This window comes from Actinomadura chokoriensis (genome assembly GCF_041463665.1).
GTDB classification, from domain to species: Bacteria; Actinomycetota; Actinomycetes; order Streptosporangiales; family Streptosporangiaceae; genus Spirillospora; species Spirillospora chokoriensis_A.
The window spans coordinates 476,686-494,979 of the sequence record NZ_JAXCEJ010000003.1 but is presented as its reverse complement, the minus strand read 5'-3'; the positions used below and the strand labels follow the sequence as shown (position 1 = coordinate 494,979).

Genomic DNA, 18,294 nt, shown 5'->3' with positions numbered 1-18,294 from the left:
GCCCCGATGACCTTGCCCCGACGACCACATGAGGAGAGACCGGTGGCGGAGACGGACCAGATTCTGTACGAGGTCGAGGACCGGGTCGCGGTCATCTCGCTGAACCGCCCTGAGGCGGCCAACGCCCAGAGCATGTCGCTGCTGGACGACCTGGACGCGGCGTGGTCGCGGGCCGAGGCGGACGACGAGGTGCGGGTGATCGTGCTGCGCGGCAACGGCAGGCACTTCTCGGCCGGCCATGACATCAAGGGCTCGGGCCCCGCGCCGGACAAGTTCACGCTGGAGGACCTCTACAAGATCGAAGCGCGCCGCTACCTGGGCTACTCGTTGCGGTGGCGCAACGTGCCCAAGCCGTCGATCGCGGCGGTGCAGGGGAAGTGCATCGCGGGCGGCCTCATGCTGTGCTGGCCCTGCGACCTGATCGTGGCGGCCGAGAACGCGGAGTTCTCCGACCCGGTCCTGCATCTGGGGATCGGCGGGGTGGAGTACCACGGCCACACCTGGGAGCTGGGGCCGCGCAAGGCCAAGGAGATCCTGTTCACCGGGCGCGCCATCACCGCCGACGAGGCCGAGAAGGTCGGCATGGTCAACCGCGTCGTGCCGGTCGCGGAGCTGGACGGCGCCGCGATGGAACTGGCCGCCCAGATCGCCCGCATGCACCCGTTCGCGCTGCGGCAGGCCAAGCGGGCCGTCAACCAGACCCTGGACGTCCAGGGCTTCTACGCCGCCATCCAGTCGGTCTTCGACACCCACCAGACCGGGCACGGCAACGCGTTCAGCGTCGGCGGCTTCCCCGTGCTCCTGCAGCGCGACGGGGTGCTCGACGGGATGAAGAACCGTCTCAGGAAGCAGTGAGCCGTTCGAGACCGCGATCATTCGACTGGGAGGACAGCTGATGCGGGTGGGGTTCATCGGACTGGGCAGCCAGGGCGCCCCCATGGCGCGCCGGATCATCGGCGCGGGTTTCGAGACCACGCTGTGGGCGCGGCGCCCGGCCTCGCTGGAGCCGTTCGCCGACACTCCCGCCAAGGTCGCCGGCACGCCTGCCGAGCTGGCGGCGGCCAGTGACCTGGTCTGCGTGTGCGTGGTGAACGACGAGGACGTGGCGGAGGTCGTTGGCGGCGAGCACGGCGTCCTCTCCTGTCTCCGGGAGGGCGGCGTGATCGCGGTGCACAGCACCGTCCATCCCGGCACGTGCCGCCGGCTGGCCGCCGAGGCCGAGAGCAAAGGGGTCGCCCTGGTCGACGCCCCGGTGAGCGGCGGCGGCCCGGCGGCGGAGGAAGGGCGCCTGCTGGTGATGGCGGGCGGCGACCCCGCGACGGTCGAGTCGTGCCGGCCGGTGTTCGCCTCCTACGCCGACCCGATCGTGTACCTGGGCCCGCTGGGGTCCGGGCAGGTCACCAAGCTGCTCAACAACGTCCTGTTCACCGCGAACCTGGCCACCTCCGCCGGTGCTGTGGCGCTCGGCGTGGCGCTCGGCGTCGAACCGGGACGGCTCGCCGAGGTGCTGTCGCACGGCAGCGGCAACAGCTTCGCGCTCGGCAGCATCGCCCGCGCCGGCGGCACCCTGGAGCACCTGGCCCCCCTCGCCGGGCCGCTGCTGCAGAAGGACGCCCGGCTGGTCGCCGACCTCGCCGAGGCCGCGGGCGCGTCGCCGGGTGCGGTGCTGGCCGCCGCCGACGCCGCCCTGGCCCTGATGGAGCACCCCCGCTGATGGAGCGCCCCCGGTGAACATCACCATGATCCTGGAGATGGCGGTCTCGGCCGGGGACCGGACGGCGGTGACCGCGGGCGACCGGTCGCTGAAGGCGTCCGAGCTCCTCGCCCTCGCGGGCGCCGCCGCGCGGCGCTTCCAGCGCCACCCCGCGGTCCTGTATCTCGGGACCAACCATCCCGGCTATCCGATCGCCCTGTTCGGCGCGGCGCTCGCGGGCGTCCCGTTCGTCCCGGTGAACTACCGGCTCGGCGAGCGCCAGCTCGCCGCCCTGCTGGACCGGCATCCGGACGCGCTGGTCCTGCGTCCCGGTGACCTGGAGGAGCTGGCGGCGGCGCCGCTCGCCGATCCGGTGCCGGGAACCGCCGACGCGCCGGCCGACGGTGACGCCGTGGCGGTGATCCTCTACACCAGCGGCACGACGTCGGAGCCGAAGCCGGCGGTGCTGCGGCACCGGCATCTGATGGCGTACGTGCTGAACACGCTGGAGTTCGGATCGGCGGACGAGGAGGACGCTGCGCTCGTCGCGGTCCCGCCGTACCACATCGCGGGCCTGGCGAACCTGCTGAGCAACCTCTACACGGGCCGCCGGATCGTCTACCTGGCTGCGTTCGACGCGGGGGAGTGGCTGGAGACGGTGCGGCGGGAGCGGATCACGCACGCACTGGTGGTGCCGACGATGCTGGCGCGGATCGTCGCCGAGGCGCCCGGCGGCGACGCCGGGACGCCGACGCTGCGCAGCCTGGCCTACGGCGGGGCCCGGACGCCCCGGCCCGTCATCGAACGCGCGCTGCGGGTCTTTCCGGGCACCGGGTTCGTCAACGCGTACGGGCTGACGGAGACGGCCTCGTCGGTGGCCGTCCTCGGGCCCGAGGACCATCGCACGGCGCTGTCCTCGCCGGATCCGGCGGAACGGGAGCGGCTCGGGTCGGTCGGCCGGGCGCTGCCGGGTGTCGAGTTCCAGATCCGCCGCGAGGACGGCGAGCTGGCCGGCCCCGGGGAGACCGGGCTGGTGTTCGTGCGGGGGGAGCAGATCTCCGGCGAGTACGGCGGCCGGACCGTCCTCGACGCGGACGGCTGGTTCGCCACCCGCGACCGGGGACGCCTGGACGACGGCGGCTACCTGTTCATCGAGGGACGGGCCGACGACACGATCATCCGGGGCGGCGAGAACATCGCGCCCGCGGAGATCGAGGACGTCCTGGTGGCGCACCCGGGCGTCGCCGAGGCGGCGGTGCTGGGCGTCCCGGACCCCGAATGGGGGCAGCGGCTCGTCGCCGTCGTCGTCGGCGAAGGGGACCCCGACGAGATCAGGCGGTGGGTGAAGGAGCGGCTCCGCTCGTCCAAGACCCCCGACACCGTCGTGTTCCGTCCCGAGCTGCCGAGGACCGACACCGGGAAGCTGCTGCGCCGCGTCCTGCTCTCGGAGTTCGGGGCGTCTCAGACCTGACGGATCTCTCCGGAGACGCCCCCGGCGCAGAAGTCCCAGACCTCCTCGGCGGTGAGCGGGTGGACGTTCTCGCCGGACGCGGAGTGGGACCGGGCGATGAACATGGCGGTCTGCATCACGAGGGCGGCCGCGCGCCGGGGCCGGACGCCGGCGCGCAGCCGGCCGGCCGCCTCCACGCCCGCCGTCAGCTCGGTGAACAGCGCGAGCAGCGGCGCGTGGGCGATCGCCACCTCGTCCGGGTGCGACATCATCAGCTGGGAGGCGAACTCGCTGAACAGCGGGTGCTTGGTGGCCGGGTCGGGGCGCGACAGCTCGAACAGCAGCTGCACGGCGATCTTGAGGCGCTCCAGCGGGTCGGCGGGGCCGGACGCGGCGCTCGCGATCTGCTCGGTGGAGCGGCGGAGCGCGTCCTCGAACAGGGCGAGCAGGAGCTCGTGCTTGCCGTCGAAGTGCTGGTAGAAGCTGCGCAGCGACTGGCGGGACCGGTCGACGACCTCCTGCACGGTGAAGTCGGTGGTGCCCTTCTCGATGATGATCGCCTGGGCCGCGTCGAGGAACCGCTGGACCTTCTGCTCGGCGCGCAGCTTCACCGCCCGCGTGGACCGCTCGACGGCGCGCTGCTTCCAGAGGGGCTCCTCGTTCGAAGCCGTCACGGCGACATCCTTCTGCGTCACATCGAAACCTAACTGCCGGATGCCGGTGCGCATCCTGCGCCTGAGCGCGTCCGTCTCGTGGACGACCGCGAAATGATTGTTCACCTTCTCAGAGAATGATATCTCCCGAACGTGTCCGCTGTTCACTGACCAGTACAAGCTGTCGTTACCCAACTTTGAATGCTTGATTCTCATCACACGAGAAGATAGTTTCCTTCTGTCGCCCTCGGACGGAAGGAGACGGTCATGCAGAAGGACGACCTGATTCTGATCAGCGTCGACGATCACATCGTCGAGCCGCCGGACATGTTCGTGAACCACCTGCCGGAGCGGTACCGGGCCGAGGCGCCCCGACTGGTGCACCGCGAGGACGGCACCGACGTGTGGACGTTCCGGGGCGCGGTCATGCCCAACGTCGCGCTGAACGCGGTGGCGGGGCGGCCGAAGGAGGAGTACGGCCTGGAGCCGCAGGGGCTGGACGAGATCCGGCCGGGCTGCTACGACGTGCACGAGCGGGTCAAGGACATGAACGCCGGCGGGATCCTGGCGTCGATGAACTTCCCCTCGTTCCCCGGCTTCGCCGCGCGGCTGTTCGCCACCGACGACTCCGACTTCTCGATGGCACTGGTGCGGGCGTACAACGACTGGCACATCGACGAGTGGTGCGGGGCGTATCCGGGACGGTTCATCCCGATGGCGCTGCCGGCGATCTGGGACCCCGAGCTGTGCGCCGAGGAGGTGCGGCGGGTCGCCGGGAAGGGCTGCCACTCGCTGACCTTCACCGAGAACCCGGCCGTGATGGGCTACCCGAGCTTCCACAGCGAGCACTGGGACCCGCTCTGGCGGGCGCTCTGCGACACCGGGACCGTCCTGAACGTGCACATCGGGTCGTCGGGGCGGCTGGCGGTGCCGTCCGCGGACGGCCCACCGGACGTGATGATCACCCTGCAGCCGATGAACATCGTGTCGGCGGCGGCGGACCTGCTGTGGTCCCGGGTGATCAAGAACTACCCCGACATCCGGATCGCGCTGTCGGAGGGCGGCACCGGCTGGATCCCCTACTTCCTGGAGCGGGTGGACCGCACCTTCGAGATGCACGCCACCTGGACGCTGCAGGACTTCGGCGGGCGGCTGCCCAGCGAGGTGTTCCGCGAGCACTTCCTGACCTGCTTCATCAGCGACCCGCTCGGGGTGCGGTTGCGGCACGACATCGGGATCGACAACATCTGCTGGGAGGCCGACTACCCGCACAGCGACTCGATGTGGCCGGACGCGCCCGAGGAGCTGCACGCGGTCCTGGAGCGCGAGGCGGTGCCCGACGAGGACATCCGCAAGATGACCCACGAGAACGCGATGCGCTGGTACTCCTTCGATCCGTTCGCCCACGTCCCGCGCGAGCAGGCGACGGTCGGCGCGCTGCGCGGGTCGGCGGCGGGGCACGACGTGTCGATCCGTTCCCGCAGTCACCAGATCATCGAGCCGGCCGAGAAGCTCAAGGCCTACCACGCCCGCGCCCAGGCCGCCGTGGCCGCCGCGGCCGGCGAGTGAGGCCCGCTTCGTGAGGGTGACCGTCGACCGGGACGTGTGCATCGCGGCCGGCCAGTGCGTGATCACGGCCGCGGGCGTGTTCGACCAGGGTGAGGACGACGGCCTGGTCGTGCTGCTCCAGCCGAGCCCGCCCGCGGAACTGGCCGCCGACGTGCGGCTGGCCATGTCGCTGTGCCCGTCGCGGGCGATCACGGTGCGGGAATGACGCCCGTGCCCGAGCGGATCGTCATCGTCGGCGCCTCGGCGGCGGGCCTGACCGCGGCCGAGGCGCTGCGCGAGAAGGGGTACGGCGGCGAGCTGACGCCGATCGGGGACGAGCGGCGCCCGCCCTACGACCGGCCGCCGCTGTCCAAGCAGATCCTCACCGGCGCCTGGGAACCGGAACGGGCGGAACTGCGCGACGCGGGAACGCTCGGCAAGCTCGACGCCGACGTGGTCGTCGTCGCCGTGGGCGCCGCTCCCGCGACCGGCTGGCTGGCGGGCTCGGGCCTGCCGCTGGGCGACGGCGTGGAATGCGATGCCCGCTGCCGCGCCGCGCCCGGGATCTACGCCGCGGGCGACGTCGCGTCCTGGCACAACCCCCGCTTCGGCGTCCGCATGAGGGTGGAGCACCGGCAGAGCGCCACGGAGCAGGGGATGGCCGTGGCGGCGGGCGTCCTCGGCGAGGCGCGGCCGTTCGCGCCCGTGCCGTACTTCTGGACCGACCAGTACGACGCCCGCATCCAGGCGTACGGCGTCTTCCCACCCGACTCCGTGACGACCGTGGTGTGCGGGGACGTGGCCGAGCGGAAGTTCGTGGCCGCCTACAGCCACCGCGGCCGGGTGGTGGGGGTGCTCGGCTGGAACAGTCCGCGCGACCTGATCGGGCAGCGCCGGCTCGTCCTCGCGGAGGCCGCCGGACTGGGGTAGGCGAGGCCCGAAAGTGACCCTTGTCACATGATGGGCAACGACCTACTATGCGTTCAGTTGGTTTCCGGAGGGGGATCACGTGCCCGATCAACGGCCGTACGCTGCGCTTTTCGCGAAGGGCGAGGACCGCAGGCAGCGGATCCTCGCCGTCGCGCAGCGGCTGCTCACTCGCAACGGGTCGCGCGGCACCACGCTGGGGCAGATCGCCCGGGAGGCCGGTGTCACCCCGGCCGGGCTGCTGCACCACTTCGAGTCGAAGGAGAAACTGCTCCACGCGGTTCTGGACGCCCGCGACAGCTACGACGCGGAGAACGTCGACGCGTTCGGCGACGTCGTCACGGAGTTGCGGGGCTACGGCGAGCGGCTCCGGCAGACTCCGGACCTGGTCGGGATGTTCGTCGTGCTGCTCGCCGAGAGCCTCGCCCCGGAGGCTCCGCTGCACGACCGGTTCCTCGACCGCTACCAGTTCTCGCTCCACGCCGTCGCGGAGAGCATCCGGCGCGGTCAGCGCGCCGGCCGGTACCGCACCGACCTGGATCCGGCCGTGAAGGCCGTGGAGATCATGGCCTTCCTCAACGGGATAGAGACATCATGGCTGCTCGACCCTTCGATTCCGCTGGCCGAGGTGTGCACGGAGTACATCGAATCGCTCGCCCGGCAGCTCGCCGTGCCGTCCGACGCACGCTGAGGCACCGGCTGGTCGTGGTCTCGCCGAACGTGACCGAGGTGGTGCGGTTCACCGGCGGCTGGCTGTTCGACCAGGGGATGGCGGGCTGGGACGTCACGGTGCTGCGGTCCGACCACGCCGACGCCCGGCCGCTGCGGATCCTCGGGGCCCGCGTGGCCAGCCTGGAGCCGGTGCTGGCGTCGCCGGTCCGGCCCCCGCGGTCGCAGGCGGTCGCCGTCCACGCGGATCTGTACGACTCCGACCCGCGGGTGCGGCGGATGGTGCTCGGCGCTGTCGACGAGGACATGGGCGAGGTGCGGGTCTGGGGCCACCAAAGGCCCGGGGAGGCGAGCGACGGAGCCGGTTCGGTGCGCTACCGGCTGAGCCTCGCGGCGCGGGCGTTCAAGGCCCAGGCCCTGGCCGCGGTCGCCGTCCCGGACGCCGCGGAGGGGGCGGTCGAGCTGTTCCGCGGGGTCGAGCTGCTGCGCTCGTCCAACCACGCCTGACGCCGCCCCGCCGCCGCCCTCCGGGTGGCGCTCGGGGCGGAGGGCCCGGGGCTAGAGCCGGTACAGCGCGCGCGCGTTCTCCCCGAGGATCTTGGTGCGCGCCCGCTCCGACAGCCCGGCCATCTTCTCCTCGACCGCCGCGAGCGGGTTCGGGTAGAGGCAGGTGGGGTGGGGGAAGTCGGTCTCGAACATGATCGAGTCCTCGCCGACCGCCTCGATGAGCGCGGGCAGCCTGTTCCGGTTGGACTCGAACCAGTACGTGGCGTACAGGTTGCTGCGGAAGTACTCCGACGGCGGCTTCTTCAGCTTGGCCAGGTCCCCCGGCGCGTTCTCGGTCATCTCGTAGTCGAGCGCTTCGAGGATGAAGGGGACCCAGCCGCAGCCGCTCTCCACCGAAACGATCTTCAGATCGGGGTGGCGGTCGAACATGCCCGAGACGATCACGTTGGCCACGACCCGCGCGTTGCCGATGAACAGCAGCGTGCCGCCGAGGGCCAGCCTGGTGTCGGCCGGATGCGACGGCCACGAGTACTTGCCGTAGAACGTCATGGACGTGACGCTCGCGCCGATGTGGAAGTGCACCGGCAGCCGCAGCTCGGTGCACGCCTCCCAGAACGGGTCCCAGGCGCGGTCGGCGAGGTCGGGGGCGCCGAGGTCCTGCGGGTCGGAGGTCATGTTGATGCCGCGCGCGCCGAGGGCGCCCACCCGGCGGGCCTCGGCGACGCACGCGCCGACGTCCCAGGCGGGCATCAGCGGCAGCGGCAGCAGGCGGTTGCCCGACTCCTCCTGGATCTGCGCCTGCCGGTCGTTGTAGAGCTCGATGGTCCGCCGGGCCAGATCCCGGTCGCTCGCCGCGTTGAAGCCCTGGCCGCCGAGGCCGATCGTGCTGGGGAAGACGACCTGCGCGTCGATCCCGGACTCGTCCATCACCTGCAGGCGGACCTTCGGGTCCCAGGCTCCGCGGTGGATCTCCTCGTGGTCCCAGTGGTGCAGCGCCAGGTCGGCGGACGCCTTCGCACCGTCGCGCCCGACGACGCCGCCGGCGCTGAAGCGGCCCATCGGGTGGCCGTCGAACACCCACATCTTCTGGCCGTCGACCTCCTCCACACGGGGCACCCGGTCGCGGATGGAGGCCGGCGCGATGCTGGTGAACAGATCAGGGTGCTCGCACCAATGAGAATCTGCATCTACCACAAAGCTTGTCTTCTCCATGAGAATGAGAATACGGTTCTCATAACGTGAAGAGCAAGCATTCACTCACATTGGATCTCCGGAGCCGGACGTGGACAAGGAAGCCCTGGACCGCAGCCTCGCCCGGCGGTTGCTCGACCACATCGAGCACCGCACGACCGACCTCGCCGACGCCGTGCTGGAACTCCCGACCGGCGGCTACTCCGAGGAGAGCCACGCGGAAGAGGTCGAGGTCCTGTTCCGCGACGAGCCGCTCGTCCTGTGCCTGTCGGGCGCGCTGCCGGGGCCGGAGACCTACCGGACCGTCGACCTGTGCGGAGTCCCGATCCTGCTGACCCGGGACGCCGGGGGACGGGTGCGGGCGATGGCGAACGCCTGCCGGCACCGCGGCGTGCGGGTCGCCGACGGGGCGGGGAAGGCTAAGCGGCTCACCTGCCCCTTCCACGCCTGGACCTACGACCTGACCGGCCGGCTCGACCGCGTTCCCTTCGGCGAGGCCTTCGAGGGGATGTGCCGGGAGGGCAAGGGCCTGGTCGAGCTCCCGGTCGCGGAGGGCCACGGGCTGATCATCGGCCGCCTCCGGCCGGGGCCCGTCCCGGACGTCGACGACTACCTCGGGCCGGGGCTCGCCGACGAGCTGTCCATGTTCGGCTTCGCGGACTGGGAGCCGCACGGCGATCCGCACGTCCACCGGGTCGGCGCCAACTGGAAGGTCACGCTGGACACCTTCCGGGAGAACTACCACTTCAACGTCCTGCACCGGCGGACGCTGGCGACGTACGCCTACGGCGGCGTGCTGACGTTCGACCCGTTCGGGCGGCACCTGCGCAACTGCTCGGCACTGCGGTCGATCGACGAGCTGCGGGGCGTGCCGGAGGAGGAGTGGGGTGACGCCGGCCGGCATTTCAGCTACCAGTACGCGCTCTTCCCCAACACCAGCCTGACGCTGGACAGCCGGCACATCGAGCTGTGGCAGATCCTCCCGGTCGACGCGCGGACGTCCGAGGTCGTGCACACCGCCTACCTGCGCCCCGATCTGAGCGACGAGGAGCGGGAGAAGGTCGTGGAGATGGCGCCGTGGATCTGCGAGACCGTCGTCGACGGCGAGGACTTCTGGGTCGCGGCCCGGACGGAGCCCGGCGCCCGGAGCGGCCTGCTGGACACGGTCGTGTTCGGGCGCAACGAGCCGGCCCCCCAGCACCTGCACCGGGGGTTCGCCGCGGCGCTCCGGGCCGCCGGGGAGCGCCGGTCAGAGTGAGGTCGCCAGGCTCGGCGTCGGGTTCGGTTTTAGTGGGTGTCGATCCACACCGACTTGACGTTCAGGTATTCGTCGAGCGCCCGCTCGCCCATCTCGCGGCCGTAACCGCTCATCCGGTAGCCGCCGAACGGGACCGCGGGGTCCATGAGCAGCATCGAGTTGACCCACACCGTCCCGGCCCGCAGCTCGCCGGCCAGCCGGTGCGCCTTGCCGATGTCGCGCGTCCAGACGCCGCCCGCGAGCCCGAAGGACGTGTCGTTGGACCGGGCGGCGACCTCGTCGGCGGAGTCGAACGGGAGCACGCACGCGACCGGGCCGAAGATCTCCTCACGGGCCACCCGCATGTCGTCCCGCACGTCCGTGAGGACCGTGGGCGCCACGAAGTACCCCTTGGCGAGGTCGCCGGTCTCGACGCGCCGGCCTCCGGCGGCGGTGCGCGCGCCCTCCTTCCCGGCCAGGTCGATGTACCCGGTGACGCGCGCCAGCTGCTCGGCCGACACCACGGGTCCGATCTTCGTCTCCGGGTCCAGGCTGTCGCCGACCTTCAGCCCGTCGGCGAACGCGGACACGCCCTCGACGAACTCGTCGTAGACGGGCCGCTCCACGTAGATGCGGGTGCCGGCGCAGCACACCTGGCCGGAGAACATGAACACGCCCATGGCCGCGCCCGGGATCGCGCGCGAGAGGTCGGCGTCGGCGAACACGACGTCGGGGGACTTCCCGCCGAGTTCGAGCGAGAGCCGCTTCAGGTTCCCGGCGGACGCCCGGACGATCTTCTGCCCGACCTCGGTGGACCCGGTGAAGGCCACCTTGTCGACGCCGTCGTGCTCGGCGAGCGCCGCGCCGGCCGCGCCGAAGCCCGTCACGACGTTCAGCACGCCGTCCGGGAGGCCGGCCTCGGCGGCCAGCTCGCCGATGCGGAGCGCGGCGAGGCCCGCCTCCTCGGCGGGCTTGAGGACCATCGTGCACCCGGTGGCGAGCGCCGGCGCGATCTTCCAGATCGCGTTGTTGATCGGCCGGTTCCACGGGACGATCGCGGCGACGACGCCCACCGGCTCCCGGAGCGTGTAGCTCAGCACCGATCCCGGGAGCGAGTTCGGGATGGTCTCGCCGTGGATCTTCGTGGCCCATCCGGCGAAGTAGCGCAGCACCTCCGCCTCCCACGGGGGCGTCCTGCCGGATCTCGGACGGCCGACCGGAAGGCCCATGTCGAGCACCTCCAGGAGGTGGAGCTCGTCGTAGTGCTCCTCCACCGCGTCCGCGAGCGCCCAGAGCAGCGCCTGGCGTTCCCGAGGTCTCATGCGTCCCCAGGGCCCCTCGAACGCCGCCCGCGCCGCGCGGACCGCCCGGCCGGCGTCCTCGGCTCCGCCCTCGGCGAGTTCGGCGATCACCTCGCCGGTCGAAGGGTTGACGCTCGGGAAGGTCCGGCCGGACGCCGCCTCGGCCCACCGGCCGCCGATCAGCAGCTTCCCGGGCCGGCCGGCGAGGAAGGAGGGCGCCGCCGCCCCGGCGCGGGGGAGTGTCGACATGCCCGTCACTGTAACGACGCGGCGCCCTACATAAAAGAGCGTTCACTCACTATGCTGGAAGTAAGCACTCACCTTGCACCCAGGGGGAGCGATGGACCAGAGCACCCCGGAGCCCGGCGCCCCGCCCGGCCCCCTGCCCGACGACTGGTGCCTGCGGCACTTCGACCATCTCTCTCCCGACCTGGCCGCGACCATGCCGGCGACGATGGCCCGGATGCGCGAGCTGTGCCCCGTCGGCCGCAGCGACCGGCACGGCGGCTTCTGGGTCGTCTCCACGTACGAGGAGGCCCTCCAGGTCGCCCAGGACTGGACGGTCTACAGCTCCGCGCACGGCCTGGCGATCACCGGGCGCAAGGGCGTCGTCCGCAACCTCCCGGTCGAGGCCGACCCGCCGGAGCAGCGCGTCTTCAAGCGCCTGATCAACCCGCACTTCACCCCCGCCGCGGTCGCGCGCTGGGAGCAGGCGACCCGCGACCTCGTCACCCGGCTCATCGACGGCTTCGTCGAGGACGGCGCGTGCGAGTTCATGGACGGCTTCGCCCGCCCGCTGCCCAGCCTGGCGTTCTTCGAGCTCGCGCTGAACGCGCCCGCCGAGGACCTGGAGAAGGTCGCCTACCTGGCGTCGAAGTCGTCGGTCCCCGATGACCCGGAGCAGCGCGAGTGCTGGCTCGGGCTCTACGCGTGGATCAAGGAGTTCGCCGCGAGCCGGCGTGCCGGGCCGCCGCGCGGGGACGTCGTCGACGCCGTCCTGAACGCCGAGATCGACGGCCGCCCCATCACCGAGGACGAGGTCATCGGCACGATCCAGCTGCTGATCCTCGGCGGGCTGGAGACCACGGCCGGCGCGCTCGGGCTGATGGTCGAGCGGTTCTGCCGGCGGCCGGAGATCCCCGCCCTGCTGCGCGAGAGACCGGAGCTGATAGCGGGCGCCGTCCCGGAGCTGCTGCGGATCGACCCCCCGTTCGTCTCCGTCGGCCGCACCGCGGTGCGCGACGCCGAACTCGGCGGCCACGCCGTCAAGCGCGGCGACAAGGTCCTGATCCACTGGGCCTCGGCGAACCGGGACGCCGGCGAGTTCACCGACCCCGACTCCGTCGTCCTCGACCGCGAGCGCAACCGGCACCTCAGCTTCGGCGCCGGGCCGCACCGCTGCGCGGGCTCCAACCTGGCCCGCCTCAACCTGCGGGTGGCGCTGGAGGAGCTGCTGCCGCGGCTGGAGAACCTCCGGCTGCGGGACGGCGCGGAGATCGAGTACCACCGCGGCCTGACCCGCTCGCCGCTCACGCTGCCGATCACGTTCACGCCCGGTCCGCGCCTCGGGCGGTGACCGGGGAGGAGGCCGCCCCATGACCGAGCGGACGCTGCTGAGGAACGCTCGCGTGCTCACCTGCTCCGGCGATCCGGCCGAGAGACCCTTCGACGGTGACGTCCTCATCGAGGACGACCGCATCGCCCGCGTCGCGCCGGGCCGGCTCGACGTCGACCCGGCCTCGGCCCGGGTGGCCGACCTGCGCGGCGCCACCGTGCTGCCCGGCCTCGGCGACGCGCACACCCACATCAGCTGGCCGCTGGACTTCGTGTTCGACCACGCCGGCGTCGCGGCGGCGCCGGCGGGCGCCCACATGCTCGACGTCGCCGCGGTGGTGCGGACGTTCCTGGAGAGCGGCTACACCTTCATCATCGGCGCGGGCACCACCCAGCCGCTCGACGACCTGCTCGCCAGGGACGGCATCGAGCGCGGCCTGATCCCCGGGCCGCGCATCGTGCCGGGCGGCCCGATGATCGCCGAGGCCGGCGGGCTGGGGTCCGAGGGCGAGCTGATGGAGGTCGCCGCGGACGCCCGGCAGCTCAGGGAGATCGTCGCCCGGCAGTGCGACATGGGCGTCCGGTCGCTCAAGCTCTTCATCTCCGGGGACGGCGTCGTCCCGGAGCACCCGTCCGAGGACGTCTACATGAACGACGAGATGCTGCTCGCCGCCGTCGAGGAGGCCGATGGGCACGGCGCGTTCGTCACCGTCCACGCCCGCGGGTCGGCGAGCGTCGCCATGGCCGCGCGCACCGGGGTCCGGATCATCCATCACGCGTGCTTCCTCGACGACGAGGCGCTCGGCGCGCTGGAGGCCCGGCGCGACGACGTCTGGGTCTGCCCGGGCCTGCACTACCTCTACGCGATGGTGAGCGGGCACGCCGAGCCGTGGGGCATGACCCCCGAGCGGATCGACGCGTCGGGCTACCACGAGGAGTTCCGATCCCAGGTGGACGGCCTGCACAAGCTGAAGGCGGCCGGCATACGGCTGCTGTCCGGCGGCGACTTCGGCCACCAGTGGACGCGCCACGGCACCTACGCCGCCGAACTGCAGCGGTACGTCGAACTCGTGGACATGACTCCGGTCGAGGCGCTCCACACGGCCACCCGGAACATGGGGCACGTCGCCGGGCTGGACATCGGCGAGGTCAGGGAGGGCTTCCTCGCCGATCTGGTCATCGTCGACGGCGACCCGACCGAGGACGTGACCGTCCTGCAGCGCCCCGCCCTGCGCCGGGCCGTCATCAAGGGCGGGAAGTTCGCCTACGTCAACCCCGAGGTCCACCCGTGACCGACTCTCCCCGCCCCGGACCGGGGGAGGTCCTCACCGGGGTCGACACGCTCGCGCGCCTGCTGCTCCTCCGGCAACGGCTGGACGAGCGGGACGGCCTGACCACCGCCACGATGGTCTCCGGCTACCCCGGTTCGCCGCTCGGCGCCTTCGACCTGGCCCTGGAGAGCCTCGGCGACGCCCTCGCCGCGCACCGGATCGTCCACCGGCCCGGGCTCAACGAGGAACTCGCCGCCGCGACCGTCTGGGGCAGCCAGATGGGCGCGGCCGTCGACTACGACGGCGTCGACGGCGTCGCCGGCGCCTGGTACGGCAAGGGCCCGGGACTCGACCGCAGCGGGGACGCGCTGAAGCACGCGAACGCGATGGGCGCCGGACCGAACGGCGGCGTCGTCATGTTCTGCGGAGACGACCCGGCGTCCAAGTCGTCCACGCTGACCTGCGACAGCCACCACGCCTTCGAGGACGCCTGCGTTCCCGTCCTGTTCCCCGGCGACCAGCAGGACGTGATCGACCTCGGCGTGCACGCCTTCCGGCTCTCCAGGTACTGCGGGGCGTGGGTCGGTCTGAAGATCGTCACGGCGGTCGCCGACGGCATCGGCACCGTCGACCTCGATCCCGCCCGGCACGCCCCGAGCGACCCGGATTGGGTGATCGTCGACGGCCGGCCGTGGCGGCACCGGCCGCTCGCGAGGATCGGCCCGCACGCCGTGCCCGACCAGGAGGCGCTGGTGGTGGAGCACCGGCTCCGCGCCGCCCGCGCCTACGCCCGGCACAACGGGCTCGACCGCGTGGTGGGCGCGGAGCCGGGGGCGCGCCTCGGCGTGCTGTGCGCGGGCAAGACCTACTTCGACGTCGTCCAGGCCCTCGCCGACCTCGGAGTCCGCGCCGGGGACCTGGCCGGCGCGGGCGTGCGGATCCTCAAGCTCGGCATGACGTACCCGCTGGTGGAGGAGACGGTCCTGGAGTTCGCCGGCTCGGTGGACGAGCTGGTCGTCATCGAGGAGAAGCGGCCGTTCATCGAGACGCACCTGCGCGGCGTCCTGCACGAGGCCGGAAGCCGGGTGCCCGTCGCGGGCAAGCGCGACCGCTCCGGGCAGGTCCTCGCGCCGTCGGTCGGCGAGCTCGACCCCGCCGCCGTGGCCGCGATCCTCACCCGGGTCATGCCCGCGCTCGGCCCGCGACGGGACCGCGGACCGGCCGAGCACGGACCGGCCGAGCACGGACCGGCCGAGCACGGACCGGCCGAGCACGGACCGGCGGAGCGGACGCGGCTGCCGCTGCTGGCGCTCCCGGCGCGGGCGCCGGGGTACTGCAGCGGATGCCCGCACAACAGGTCCACGCTCGTCCCGGACGGCGCGCTGGCCGGCGGCGGAGTCGGCTGCCACGGGATCATGTACTTCGAGGCGCGCAACGCGGGCCTGCGGAGCCTCCCGCCGACCCCGATGGGCGCCGAGGGCGTCCCGTGGATCGGCCTCGCGCCGTTCGTCGCCGACCCGCACCTCGTCCAGAACCTCGGCGACGGCACCCTCAGCCACTCCGGGACGCTCGCCGTCCGGGCGAGCGTGGCCGCCGGGGCCGACATCACTTTCAAGATCCTCTACAACGCGGCCGTGGCCATGACCGGCGGCCAGGACGTCACCGGCCTGATGGACGTCCCCGCGCTGACCCGGGCGCTGGAGGCCGAGGGCGTCCGCAGGATCGTGGTCTGCGCCGAGGACCCCGCGCGCTACGGACGCGGGGCCCGCTGGGCGCCGGGCGTCAGGGTGCACGGCCGCGACCGGCTGCCGCAGGTGCAGGAGGAGCTGCGGCGCGTGCCCGGCGTCACGGCGATCATCTACGACCAGCGGTGCGCGGCCGAGTCCCGTCGGCTGCGCAGTCGCGGGCTGCTGGCCGAGCCGCCGCACCGGGTCGTCGTCAACGAGGCCGTGTGCGAGGGCTGCGGCGACTGCGGCGTCAAGAGCAACTGCCTGTCGGTGCTGCCGCACGCCACCGAGTTCGGCGAGAAGCGGCGGATCCACGACCCGTCCTGCAACCGGGACTACAGCTGCCTCGACGGCGACTGCCCGTCGTTCGTGACCATCACCCCGAAGCGCCGCGGCCGGCGCGGGACGCGGGCCCCGGCCCGGAACCGGCCCCGGGGGCGGCCGAAGCCGCCACCGGGCTCGCCGCCGGCCCCTGTGGCGCCGCCGATCGACCGTCGGTACGGGATCTACTTCACCGGGATCGGCGGCACCGGCGTCGTCACCGCCAACCGCCTCATCGCGTCCGCGGCCGAGGCCGCGGGGCTGGCGATCGGGGGGATCGACCAGACCGGGCTCTCCCAGAAGGCCGGCGCCGTGGCCTCGCACCTCCACCTCGCCGAGACCAGGGACGCCCTCGGCTCGGCGAGCGTGCACGGCGGCGGCGCCGACCTCTACCTGTCCGGCGACATCCTGCAGGCCGCCGCCGCGAACCATCTCGCCAAGGTCCGTCCCGGCCGGACGATCGCCGTCGTGGACCGGGGCGTCACGCCCACCGCGGCGATGCTGCAGAGCGACCTCGGCTCACCCGATGTCCCGAGCCTCGAACGAGCCATCGCCGAGACGGTCGGCGAGGACCGCGTCGTCTTCCTCGACGCCGGGCGCATCGCCGAGGCGGTCTTCGCCGACCACCTCCTCGCGAACGTGGTCCTGCTCGGCGCGGCGTTCCAGCTCGGCGGCCTGCCGGTCGCGCTGGCCGACGTCGACCGGGCGATCGGGCGCCGGGGCAGGGCGTCCGCCGCCGACCGCGAGGCGTTCGAGTGGGGCCGGTGGGCGATGCACGACCCCGCGGCCGTCGAGGCGGCCCTCGATGCCGCCGAGAGCGCCGGCGGCAAGGGGCAGGGAGCCATCTTCGACCCGTCCCGGGAGGCCCTCGCGACGGCGGCCGGGCTGGTCGGGAAGCGCGATCTGCCTGAAGAGTTGCGCGAACACCTCACCCGGCGCGCCGCGCAGGCGATCGACTACCAGAACGTCCGGCGGGCCGAGCGGTTCCTCGACCTCGTCGAGCGGGCGGCGCGGCGGGACGGGACGGAGCACGACTGGGCGCTCACCCGCGCGGTCGCCGAATCGTGGTTCAAGCTCCTCACCTACAAGGACGAGTACGAGGTGGCCCGCCTGCACCTGAAGGCCGACTACGGCCGGATCGCGCGCGACCTCGGGATCGAGGGCCCGTACTCGGTGACCTACCACCTGCACCCGCCGCTGCTGCGCCGGCTCGGCCTCACCCGGAAACTACCGTTGACCTGGCCTTACGCACTCGCCTTCCCCGTCCTCGCCCGGATGAGGCGGCTGCGGGGGACCCCGCTGGACGTCTTCGGCGCGCACCCCGACCGGCGCACCGAGCGGGCGGTCGTCCAGGAGTACGAGCGGCTGATCGGCGAGATGGTCGGGCCGCCGTCCGGTGTGCCGTCCGCCGTGCCGTACGAGGCGCTGGTCCGCGCCGCCGCCTCGGCGATGTCGATCAAGGGCTACGGCCCGATCAAGGAGGACGCCGTGGCCGCCTGGCGCGAGGCCGTCGAAGGGGCGGGCACGTGATCAAACGGATCGAGTTCGTCACCAGGCGGACGGACGTGCCCGCCGGGCGGTTCCCGGCCGTCTGGCGGCACGTGGCCGCCGGCGCCGTGGACGCGCCGCCGGGCGTCAGGCCGTCGCGGGTGGCGGTGTGCACGACCCTGCCCGACCTCACCGGACCGGAGCCGAGGCATGACGGGCTCGCCGTCGAGTGGTTCGCCGACGCCGGTCACCTGCGGCGGTTCGAGGGATGGCTCGGCGGCCCGGGCGGGCTGTCCCGCCGGGCCGATCGCGTCGCCGACCCGGTCCGGAGCCCGGTGCTGGTCACCGAGGAGTCCGTCATGCGCGGCTCCGGCTGGCTCGACCGGCGGTGGCGGGACGGCGGCGAGAAGCTGAAGCACATGGCCGTCGCGGTGCGGGCCGCCGGGCTGACCCCCGCCGAGTTCTCCGAACGGTGGCGCGGCCACTCCGGCCGGGTCGGCGGGTCGCAGGGTGGGCAGCAGGGTGGGCAGGCTGCCATCCCGGACCTGGTCAAGGGCCTCGCCTACGTGCAGAACCACCCGCTTCCGCGCGTCGCCTGGCCGTACGACGCCGTGAACGAGGTCTACTTCGACGATGTGGCGGGCCTGCGGGCGAGGATCGAGTGGTTCCGGGAGAACCTTCCCGGACCCGTCCGTGGCGACCTTTTCCGCGAGTCCTGGTTCCTCGCGGTCCGGGAAGAGGTCCTCTCGGCCTAGCC

At 72.6% G+C, this 18,294-nt stretch carries 16 protein-coding genes; 13 read left to right on the top strand and 3 right to left on the bottom strand.

Translation table 11 applies throughout. The features are described from left to right. Positions 1-42: 42 nt before the first annotated feature. The 3 genes from SM418_RS08395 to SM418_RS08385 are packed head-to-tail and all read left to right on the top strand — an operon-like array spanning position 43 to position 3,164. A complete protein-coding gene (locus SM418_RS08395; protein ID WP_371940093.1) occupies positions 43-855 on the top strand; it encodes an enoyl-CoA hydratase in 813 nt (270 codons plus the stop codon). Positions 856-895: 40 nt separating this feature from the next. Beyond that, positions 896-1,714, top strand: a complete 819-nt coding sequence (locus tag SM418_RS08390; RefSeq protein ID WP_371940092.1) for an NAD(P)-dependent oxidoreductase — start codon at positions 896-898, stop codon at positions 1,712-1,714. Between the two features lie 13 nt (positions 1,715-1,727). Next, positions 1,728-3,164 (top strand): class I adenylate-forming enzyme family protein, encoded by a 1,437-nt coding sequence (locus SM418_RS08385; RefSeq protein ID WP_371940091.1) that lies wholly within the window; start codon positions 1,728-1,730, stop codon positions 3,162-3,164. Here the strand turns inward: SM418_RS08385 and SM418_RS08380 are convergent. After that, positions 3,155-3,817, bottom strand: a complete 663-nt coding sequence (locus tag SM418_RS08380; RefSeq protein WP_371940090.1) for a TetR/AcrR family transcriptional regulator — start codon at positions 3,815-3,817, stop codon at positions 3,155-3,157. The two genes, SM418_RS08385 and SM418_RS08380, sit on opposite strands and share 10 nt — an antisense overlap. A gap of 246 nt (positions 3,818-4,063) precedes the next feature. On the opposite strand from SM418_RS08380, the gene SM418_RS08375 reads away from it, so the two are divergent. From SM418_RS08375 to SM418_RS08355, 5 genes are all read left to right on the top strand, one after another. Then, entirely contained in the window at positions 4,064-5,365 is a 1,302-nt protein-coding gene (locus tag SM418_RS08375) for an amidohydrolase family protein (protein WP_371940089.1), read from the top strand. 10 nt (positions 5,366-5,375) lie between these two features. Next, positions 5,376-5,570, top strand: coding sequence for a ferredoxin (locus SM418_RS08370; RefSeq protein WP_371940088.1), 195 nt, complete (start codon positions 5,376-5,378; stop codon positions 5,568-5,570). After that, complete coding sequence (locus SM418_RS08365) at positions 5,567-6,274, top strand: FAD-dependent oxidoreductase (RefSeq protein WP_371940087.1); 708 nt, start codon at positions 5,567-5,569, stop codon at positions 6,272-6,274. The genes SM418_RS08370 and SM418_RS08365 overlap by 4 nt, the downstream gene beginning before the upstream one ends. Before the next feature lie 79 nt (positions 6,275-6,353). Further along, entirely contained in the window at positions 6,354-6,962 is a 609-nt protein-coding gene (locus SM418_RS08360) for a TetR/AcrR family transcriptional regulator (protein WP_371940086.1), read from the top strand. Between the two features lie 29 nt (positions 6,963-6,991). Further along, positions 6,992-7,447 (top strand): hypothetical protein, encoded by a 456-nt coding sequence (locus SM418_RS08355; RefSeq protein ID WP_371940085.1) that lies wholly within the window; start codon positions 6,992-6,994, stop codon positions 7,445-7,447. Positions 7,448-7,498: 51 nt separating this feature from the next. Here SM418_RS08355 and SM418_RS08350 read toward each other — a convergent pair whose 3' ends face one another. Beyond that, the gene (locus SM418_RS08350) at positions 7,499-8,554 is read right to left on the bottom strand and encodes an amidohydrolase family protein (protein WP_371940084.1); all 1,056 of its coding nucleotides are present in this window, start codon (positions 8,552-8,554) and stop codon (positions 7,499-7,501) included. A 175-nt stretch (positions 8,555-8,729) separates the two neighbouring features. On the opposite strand from SM418_RS08350, the gene SM418_RS08345 reads away from it, so the two are divergent. Further along, positions 8,730-9,896 carry an aromatic ring-hydroxylating oxygenase subunit alpha gene (locus SM418_RS08345; RefSeq protein ID WP_371940083.1) on the top strand — a complete coding sequence of 389 codons (1,167 nt, stop codon included), beginning with the start codon at positions 8,730-8,732 and terminating at the stop codon, positions 9,894-9,896. Between the two features lie 29 nt (positions 9,897-9,925). Here the strand turns inward: SM418_RS08345 and SM418_RS08340 are convergent, their stop codons facing one another. After that, on the bottom strand, positions 9,926-11,425 hold the full coding sequence (locus SM418_RS08340) for an aldehyde dehydrogenase family protein (protein ID WP_371940082.1): 1,500 nt from the start codon (positions 11,423-11,425) through the stop codon (positions 9,926-9,928). A 91-nt stretch (positions 11,426-11,516) separates the two neighbouring features. Between SM418_RS08340 and SM418_RS08335 the strand changes: the two genes are divergently transcribed. From SM418_RS08335 to SM418_RS08320, 4 genes are read left to right on the top strand one after another with little or no spacing between them, the layout of a single operon-like run. Continuing rightward, complete coding sequence (locus tag SM418_RS08335) at positions 11,517-12,752, top strand: cytochrome P450 (RefSeq protein WP_371940081.1); 1,236 nt, start codon at positions 11,517-11,519, stop codon at positions 12,750-12,752. 19 nt (positions 12,753-12,771) lie between these two features. Then, positions 12,772-14,022: an amidohydrolase family protein gene (locus SM418_RS08330; protein WP_371940080.1), complete on the top strand. Its 1,251-nt coding sequence runs from the start codon at positions 12,772-12,774 to the stop codon at positions 14,020-14,022. Beyond that, positions 14,019-17,579 carry an indolepyruvate ferredoxin oxidoreductase family protein gene (locus SM418_RS08325; protein ID WP_371940079.1) on the top strand — a complete coding sequence of 1,187 codons (3,561 nt, stop codon included), beginning with the start codon at positions 14,019-14,021 and terminating at the stop codon, positions 17,577-17,579. Before SM418_RS08330 ends, SM418_RS08325 begins: the two co-directional genes overlap by 4 nt. Then, complete coding sequence (locus SM418_RS08320) at positions 17,576-18,292, top strand: hypothetical protein (RefSeq protein WP_371940078.1); 717 nt, start codon at positions 17,576-17,578, stop codon at positions 18,290-18,292. Before SM418_RS08325 ends, SM418_RS08320 begins: the two co-directional genes overlap by 4 nt. Positions 18,293-18,294: the final 2 nt, after the last annotated feature.